This is a genomic window from Acinetobacter sp. UNC436CL71CviS28, from assembly GCF_000620525.1.
Lineage (GTDB): Bacteria > Pseudomonadota > Gammaproteobacteria > Pseudomonadales > Moraxellaceae > Acinetobacter > Acinetobacter radioresistens.
Map to the genome: position 1 here is coordinate 127,099 of NZ_JIBB01000004.1, position 7,129 is coordinate 134,227.

The 7,129-nt window shown below is 44.9% G+C and carries 8 protein-coding genes; 5 read left to right on the plus strand and 3 right to left on the minus strand.

The window, feature by feature from the left end:
- Positions 1–83 precede the first annotated feature (83 nt).
- Genes N518_RS0103445 through N518_RS0103455 form a run of 3 tightly spaced genes read right to left on the minus strand, consistent with a single transcriptional unit; the run spans position 84 to position 3,110 of the window.
- Positions 84–914 carry a copper resistance protein B gene (locus N518_RS0103445; protein ID WP_005027363.1) on the minus strand — a complete coding sequence of 277 codons (831 nt, stop codon included), beginning with the start codon at positions 912–914 and terminating at the stop codon, positions 84–86.
- The gene (locus N518_RS0103450) at positions 901–2,724 is read right to left on the minus strand and encodes a copper resistance system multicopper oxidase (RefSeq protein WP_005027365.1); all 1,824 of its coding nucleotides are present in this window, start codon (positions 2,722–2,724) and stop codon (positions 901–903) included. The genes N518_RS0103445 and N518_RS0103450 overlap by 14 nt, the downstream gene beginning before the upstream one ends.
- Before the next feature lie 47 nt (positions 2,725–2,771).
- On the minus strand, positions 2,772–3,110 hold the full coding sequence (locus tag N518_RS0103455; protein ID WP_005018977.1) for a hypothetical protein: 339 nt from the start codon (positions 3,108–3,110) through the stop codon (positions 2,772–2,774).
- A 419-nt stretch (positions 3,111–3,529) separates the two neighbouring features.
- On the opposite strand from N518_RS0103455, the gene fahA reads away from it, so the two are divergent.
- The 5 genes from fahA to N518_RS0103480 form a co-directional block, all read left to right on the plus strand.
- On the plus strand, positions 3,530–4,846 hold the full coding sequence (fahA, locus tag N518_RS0103460; RefSeq protein ID WP_005018976.1) for a fumarylacetoacetase: 1,317 nt from the start codon (positions 3,530–3,532) through the stop codon (positions 4,844–4,846).
- Positions 4,833–5,471: a maleylacetoacetate isomerase gene (gene maiA / locus N518_RS0103465; protein WP_005027372.1), complete on the plus strand. Its 639-nt coding sequence runs from the start codon at positions 4,833–4,835 to the stop codon at positions 5,469–5,471. The genes fahA and maiA overlap by 14 nt, the downstream gene beginning before the upstream one ends.
- A 19-nt stretch (positions 5,472–5,490) precedes the next feature.
- Positions 5,491–6,048 carry a VOC family protein gene (locus N518_RS0103470; protein ID WP_005018974.1) on the plus strand — a complete coding sequence of 186 codons (558 nt, stop codon included), beginning with the start codon at positions 5,491–5,493 and terminating at the stop codon, positions 6,046–6,048.
- Between the two features lie 18 nt (positions 6,049–6,066).
- Positions 6,067–6,771: a CoA transferase subunit A gene (locus tag N518_RS0103475; RefSeq protein WP_005027374.1), complete on the plus strand. Its 705-nt coding sequence runs from the start codon at positions 6,067–6,069 to the stop codon at positions 6,769–6,771.
- A 2-nt stretch (positions 6,772–6,773) separates the two neighbouring features.
- The coding region (locus N518_RS0103480) for a succinyl-CoA--3-ketoacid-CoA transferase (RefSeq protein ID WP_026443987.1) at positions 6,774–7,129 on the plus strand (356 nt) is incomplete at its 3' end.

The following is a 7,129-nucleotide window of genomic DNA, read 5'->3' on the forward strand; positions in this document are numbered from 1 at the left end:
CTTTTTAAAGTCATAATTAAAAAAAAGGAAGGGCTTGCCCTTCCTTTTTTTTAAATATTACAAGTTCATAAACTTCTATCTATTTAAAAAATCAGTTTCAGACCAAGTCCGTACTGCCAGTCTTTTTCTGACGAGGTTTCTTGCTGCCAAACTGTAGCTTCACGCCCTTTCTCATAGGCATAAGCCACATCAATAAAAGGCATGACTCGCTTATTAATTTCATAACGGGTCTGCACACCCAGTTGCAAACTGGATAAACCTTTTTTACGCGCATACTTTGAATCATCACTTAACACCAGCTCTGACTCAACATAAGGTTGTAAAATCAGCTTTTGCGTTACTAGCAGATCACGCTCACTCTTCAAGTTAAAAGAGAGTTGCTGGTCTTTTCCAGCATACAGATAGGCATCTGTTTCAAAGAAATAGGGCGCCAGACCATGCAATCCAAGCATGGCGTCTAGCTGCTCCTGCTGTTCTGGTTGCCGCTCTGTGTAGCGGTAACGCACACCGGTCTGCACGTCCCAGAAGTCGGAAATAGCCCGGCTATACAAAGCGGCAATATCATAATCTGTCTGTTCTGACTCAGCCTTATGAATATGACCTTTTATAAACAGCCTGTTCTCATCTGTTCCGATTCGGCTTTCAAGTTCGGTTTTTAGTGTTCCCTGTCCATCCGGATTCCAGATCCAACGATGCTCAAGTTCAGTACGTTGAAAAATTTGTCCACCATGTTCACGTATATGGTTGGCATGAGCTTGTGCTTCTGAAGTTACCCTCATGGTTTTCTGCGTTGTAACAGATTGCTGCTGTAACTTGTCCTGATGGTCATGCAAAGTTTCAGCAAGGCTTATATTGCTTAAAAGCAAAATACCACTACCAATTAGCAGACGATTACATAACTTAGTGATGTGCATGCCCAGCTCCTTGTGACGAGTGACTTGCTGCTGGCGTATGAGTTGCTGATCCAACTTGGGCTACTACCAGTTTATTCATCATACCGGCACTCATGTGATAAAGCAGATGACAATGAATCGCCCATTCACCCAACTCATCGGCGGTGAGTAAAGCCGTGACGGTCTGGCCTGGCGGTACAATCACAGTGTGCTTATTCGGCATGTTTGCCAGCGGCTGACCATTTTCCAACTGCATAAACATGCCATGCAAATGCATCGGATGGGCCATCATGCTGTCATTGATAAATTTTAGCCGGATACGCTCACCATATTTCACCTGTAAAGGCTCAGCCTCAGTAAATTTCTTACCATTCATAGTCCAGACATAGCGCTCCATATTCCCCCCCAGACGGATGACCAGCTCCTGTTCAGGCTGACGCTGGTCAGATTGAGGATTTAAGGATTTTAAGTCTGCATAAGTGAGTGCTTTATGTCCTGCAGGGGTCGAGGCATTAGCCCAGCCATAGACCGGTGTAGTGGTACTTTGTGATAATCTTTGCTCCGTTATATCCGACATAGTCCGCTGTTCTGCTGCTTCCTGTTTTTTTGATGAAGTCATCATTTTGGAATGATCCATGGCAGCATGGTCTGTGCCCGGTACGGGCATTTGGGAATGTATCTCACCCTGAGCGTCGCTATTGCTCATATGTCCGGCATGCTGATTGGCCATATCATTATTATGGCCGCCATGTTGCATCCCCATATCAGCCATGGTCAGCAAGGCACGTGGTTTGGCATCAGGCTGCCGGGTTGCGGGCCGGGCAGAATCCGCCTGATCATGCAATGAGGCAAGTGCAAAGCCGGTACGATCAATTGATTCGGCCTCAATCTGGTAATGACTATCTTTGGGCTCGACAATTGCATCATAGGTTTCGGCTGTACCAATTCGGAACTCATCTACAGGTACTGGCTGAACTGGCTGCCCATCTGCACTCACTACATGCATTTTCAGGCCCGGGATTCGGATATCAAAAAAGGACATGGCTGAGGCATTGATAAAACGTAAGCGGACCTTCTCGCCTGATTTAAACAGACCTGTCCAGTTCTGCTTTGGTGTCTTGCCGTTAACCAGAAAAGTATAACCTGTGACATCCGATAAATCGGTTTTTAGCATGCGCATCCGGTTCCACATAGAACGGTCTTTCCAGGTAGCTGACCAACCTTCACGTTTTACCTGCTGCCAGATATCACCTAGGGTTTCACGCCGGTTCTGATAATATTCTGCTGATTTCTTCAGGTTATTTAGAATCTGGTCACTCTTGCTCTGGTGAAAGTCGGATAGCATCACTACGTAATCACGCTCTGCCTGTTCATGCTTGGCAGCAGGCCGGTGATCTTTGGGATAGACTACAAATGCCCCATATAGGCCATCCTGCTCCTGTCCCTTACTGTGTGCATGGTACCAATAAGTTCCATTCTGACGAATTTTGAAACGGTATTCAAAATGACCACCCGGTTTAATACCCTGAAATCCATTAAAGCTAGGTACACCATCCATTAAAGCCGGCAATAACAATCCATGCCAGTGTAAGGAAGAGTCTTCATTTTTAAGCTTGTTATAAACATGAATTACGGCTTCATCGCCTTCTTCAAACTCGAGTAAAGGAGCTGGAAATTTTCCATTTACAGTAATACGTTTTAGTGGCTTGCCGGTTACATTCACCAGCTGTTCATCAATAGTAAGATGATATTCCTTGACTGCCGCCATTAACCAGGTGGATGAGGACAGACAGGCACCCAGTAACAGGGCTTGACTCAGTTTTATAGACATGATTTGACCTTGATAATTAAAAATAATTTTTAATCGTGAAATTAAGGTCAGGCTTTAGGAGGGCGCAGAATTTCCTGCCAGTATCCCGGCAAGTAACGGGCAAAATAATGGCTGTGGCTTGTTTCGGGTAAAGAAAGATTTGGTAAAGATTCAGGCACGTTATCAGCTGCTGCTAAAACCACTTGCAGTGTATTGCAATGTAGTGAGCTGCAATCGTGACAATGAACCTGCTGCACTGTCTGATGGTTATCACCATTGATACAAGAATGATGCGCAGATTGTGATGCAGCATGAGACACTTCGTGACAGCCTGCATGGCCAACATGCTGGTTCACTTGCTTCGTAGGTTGAGATCCGCCGGAATGACTTAGCAGATGAGCAGACACAGTAGACCATCCTGTTAGAAAAACAAGAAAACAGATAAGCCAAGACTGTTTTAAAAGTCTGCCAAGGCGCACGTTCAGGTCCACAAATCGTATATTAGCTATATCAGCATAACGGATTTTTGCCGGGGTGCAAGCGGATTTCAATAGGCCATTCCATATAAAAACCGAAAAATAATGGCTGAGTATTATTTTAATTTTCACTTATTACGATATTCATAATTAAATTATATATTGTGTAATATATAAAAATAAGTATGATAGAACTAAGATAAAAACAGCTGTCTTAAGCTTTGGAAAATTTGCAGACATTTTAATTTCTGGACATGAACTAACTTTAAGCAAGTACCCTGATTTCCATAGATACATCAGGTCAGATAAAAGCGGCAGGCTGCCTTCATTTGGACAAAAGGAACAGTTAAATGACGACACAACTTAAATCATTCATCGATGTTGCACCAGATTCAGATTTCCCGATTCAGAACCTGCCTTATGGTATTTTTAGTGAAACAGCTGATGGAAAACGTCGCGCCGGTGTTGCACTAGGTGAGTATGTAGTAGATCTGGCACTACTTGAACAGGCTGGCTTACTCACGATTGAAGCAGGCAGAAACTATTTTGATCAGTCAACCTTAAATCAGTTTATTGAGTCTGGACGTGATCAGTGGACTCAAGTTCGCTCTACCCTGCAATTGCTTCTTTCCAGTACAAATCCAGAACTGCGTGATAATAGCGAATTGCGTGAAAAAGCCTTCTTTAAACGCTCAGAAGTAGTGCTACATTTACCAGTCCATATTCCCGGCTATACCGACTTCTATTCTTCAAAAGAGCATGCTACCAATGTTGGCTGTATGTTCCGTGATCCCAAGAATGCCTTGCTTCCTAACTGGTCAGAACTTCCGGTCGGCTATAATGGTCGTGCCAGCTCAGTAGTAGTTAGTGGTACAGATATAGTTCGCCCGTCGGGCCAGGTTAAACTGCCAAGTGAAGAACGCCCTGTATTCACTGCCTGTCGCAAGCTCGACTTTGAACTGGAAACCGGTTTTATTATTGGCAAACCAAACCAGCTGGGCGAACCGATCTCCATTGAAAATGCCTGGGACCATATTTTTGGAATGGTACTGTTTAATGACTGGTCAGCACGTGATATTCAGCAATGGGAATATGTACCACTTGGTCCATTTAATGCCAAAACGTTTGCTTCCTCTATTTCACCGTGGATTGTCACGCTAGACGCCCTGCAACCTTTCAAGACCAACAGTCCGGAACAGGAACCACGTCCATTGGCTTATCTGCGTGAAGACAACAGTGCCAACAGTTACGATATCCAGCTTTCTGTTGAACTTCAGGCAGCCGGACAGGTACAGGCCGATGTGATCTGCCAAACCAACTTTAAATATATGTACTGGTCAATGGCCCAACAGCTGACTCACCATACGATTTCTGGCTGTAACGTTCAGGTCGGTGACTTGATGGGTTCAGGTACCATTTCTGGCCCTACTCCCGATTCTTATGGCTCCCTGCTGGAACTTACCTGGAATACGACCAAGCCACTTACACTCTCAAATGGCGAACAGCGCAGTTTCTTGCAAGATGGCGATACCCTGATCATGAAAGGCTACTGTGAAAAAGATGGTCTGCGTATCGGTTTTGGTGAGGTAAGCGGCAAGGTACTGCCAGCTGTCCAGTTTAATTTTAATACTGATGAATCAGAGGTAGAGCAACGTGAAGCTGTATAGTTACTTCCGTAGTTCCGCGGCTTACCGGGTGCGTATTGCCCTGAATCTTAAAGGACTGCACTACGAACTTGTGCCTGTACATCTGCTGAAAAATGGAGGCGAACAGCGTTCTGAAGCTTACTGCCGCATGAACCCAACTGCACTGGTGCCTACGCTCACAGATGGAGACTTCAATCTGGGCCAGTCCATGAGTATCTTAGAGTATCTTGAAGAAACTCATCCTGAAACGCCCCTCTTACCCAAAGATGCACATTCGCGAGCAAGAATTCGGGCATTTTGTCAGAGTATTGCTTGTGATATTCATCCGGTGAACAATCTGCGGGTATTACAGTATTTAAGTCAAACCCTGCAAATTGGTGAAACAGCAAAATCTGAATGGTACGCCCATTGGGTGACTGAAGGTTTTAAAGCACTTGAAGCTTTATTACACGACTCAAATGGCAGCTACTGTTTTAACGATACTCCTACACTGGCAGACTGCTGCCTGATTCCTCAGGTCTATAACGCCAAGCGTTTTAATATTGACCTGACAGCTTTCCCCAAAATTGAATGTATTTATACACACTGCTCAACATTGAGCGCATTCCAGAATGCTGCGCCAGAAGCGCAGTCGGATGCCGCATAAAAAATAAGGACATTTGTTCATGACTATTCAAATCGAAAAAATTCACCATGTGGCCTATCGCTGTAAAGATGCTAAAGAAACCGTCGAATGGTATAAGAAAAACCTGAACATGGATTTTATTCTGGCATTTGCCGAAGACCATGTACCTTCTACCAAAGCTTTTGACCCTTATATGCACCTGTTTTTAGATGCCGGGAATGGTAATGTTCTTGCTTTTTTTGAACTGCCAACCCAGCCAGAAATGGGCCGCGACGAAAATACACCAAAATGGGTCCAGCATATTGCATTGAAAGTTAAAGACCGTACAGCTCTTGAAGCCGCCAAAGCACATCTAGAGGCAAATGGTGTAGATGTACTCGGTATTACTAACCACGGCATTTTCCATTCAATTTATTTCTTTGATCCAAACGGTCACCGTTTGGAGCTGGCTTATGATGATGAAAAAGCCCCGCAGAAAATTGCCATGATTACTGAAGAAATGAAATATGAGATGCTAGAAGAATGGAGTAAAACCAAGCGTGCGCCTCATCATACTCATTTTTTGCATGCTGACGAACTGGATCAAACTACCGCTTAAACCATAGGAATTCAACTTATGAATAAAGTCTATGAAAGTGCAACTGCTGCCCTTCAGGATGTAGTCGCAAATGGACAGACTCTGGCAGTCGGTGGTTTTGGCCTGTGTGGCATTCCTGAAGCTCTGATTTCAGCTCTAAAAGAAACCGGAGTAAAAGACCTGACCTGTATTTCCAATAATGCAGGAGTAGATGACTTCGGTTTGGGGAAGCTGCTGGCTACCCGTCAGATCAAGAAAATGATTTCATCCTATGTTGGAGAAAATAAAGAATTTGAGCGTCAATACCTGAGTGGTGAACTTGAAGTTGAACTTACCCCTCAAGGTACACTGGCCGAAAAACTGCGGGCCGGCGGTGCTGGTATCCCCGCTTTTTTTACCCAGACCGGCGTAGGCACTCTCATTGCTGAAGGGAAGGAAGAGCGAGAGTTCAACGGCAAAACCTATATCATGGAAGAATCACTGATAGCCGATATATCGCTGGTTAAAGCCTATAAAGCCGACAAAGCCGGGAATCTGGTCTTTCGCAAAACCGCGCAGAACTTTAATCCGGTCTGTGCCATGGCCGGAAAAATTACTGTGGCTGAAGTTGAACAGATTGTCGAGATTGGTGAGCTGGATCCGGATGCTATTCACCTGCCGGGAATCTATGTTAACCGTATTGTACTCAATGCCACACCTGAAAAACGGATTGAACAGATGACACTGAAAACGGCGGAGGGATAAATATGGCCTGGTCACGTAATGAAATGGCACAGCGTGCCGCACAGGAGCTTGAAGACGGATTTTATGTCAACCTGGGTATTGGATTGCCGACCCTGGTCGCCAACTATATTCCAGAACAGGTCAATGTCTGGCTCCAGTCTGAAAACGGTTTACTGGGGATTGGGGAGTTTCCGACTGAAGAAACGGTGGATGCTGATCTGATCAATGCGGGTAAGCAGACCGTAACAGCCCGGCCCGGCGCTGCATTTTTCTCAAGTGCTGAATCCTTTGCCATGATTCGTGGTGGACACGTCAATATTGCGATTTTAGGAGCAATGGAAGTTTCCGAACAGGGAGATCTGGCCAACTGGATGATTCC

Excerpts from the sequence above, each read along its gene's own strand:
- N518_RS0103450 (WP_005027365.1), bottom strand. The coding sequence starts at position 2,724 with ATGTCTATAAAACTGAGTCAAGCCCTGTTACTGGGTGCCTGTCTGTCC.
- fahA (WP_005018976.1), top strand. The coding sequence starts at position 3,530 with ATGACGACACAACTTAAATCATTCATCGATGTTGCACCAGATTCAGAT.
- N518_RS0103475 (WP_005027374.1), top strand. The coding sequence starts at position 6,067 with ATGAATAAAGTCTATGAAAGTGCAACTGCTGCCCTTCAGGATGTAGTC.
- N518_RS0103445 (WP_005027363.1), bottom strand. The coding sequence starts at position 914 with ATGCACATCACTAAGTTATGTAATCGTCTGCTAATTGGTAGTGGTATT.
- N518_RS0103470 (WP_005018974.1), top strand. The coding sequence starts at position 5,491 with ATGACTATTCAAATCGAAAAAATTCACCATGTGGCCTATCGCTGTAAA.